The sequence below is a fragment of the Bacillus cereus group sp. BfR-BA-01524 genome (genome assembly GCF_022662595.1).
Taxonomy (GTDB): domain Bacteria; phylum Bacillota; class Bacilli; order Bacillales; family Bacillaceae_G; genus Bacillus_A; species Bacillus_A thuringiensis_S.
In genome coordinates this window covers 1-421 of the sequence record NZ_JAKUDW010000296.1, presented here as the reverse complement: position 1 = coordinate 421, position 421 = coordinate 1, and the positions used below count along the sequence as shown (strand labels likewise).

Genomic DNA, 421 nt, shown 5'->3' with positions numbered 1-421 from the left:
ATTCGGCATTTGATTGTTATCCATCATCGGCATTATATTCGGCATTTGATTGTTATCCATCATCGGCATCATATTCGGTGGTTGGTTGTTATCCATGATTGGCATTATATTCGGTGGTTGGTTGTTATCCATGATTGGCATTATATTTGGCATTTGAATATTTGGCGGTATGACTTGTGGAATAACTACATTTTCTTTCGATACATTTGGTGACACTATATTTCCTACATTCTCTTTCTTCACTTGTGGCGATATTATATTCCCTACGTTCTCTTTCTTCACTTGCGGTGACACTATATTTCCTACATTTTCTTTCTTCACTTGCGGTGACACTATATTTCCTACATTTTCTTTCTTCACTTGCGGCGATACTATATTTCCTACATTTTCTTTCTTCACTTGCGGCGATACTATATTTCCT

The 421-nt window shown here is 36.6% G+C and carries 1 pseudogene; it reads right to left on the bottom strand.

Annotated features, from left to right (window positions below):
• Positions 1-421 (bottom strand): annotated as a pseudogene (locus MR170_RS31145) (peptigoglycan-binding protein LysM); the annotation flags it as partial.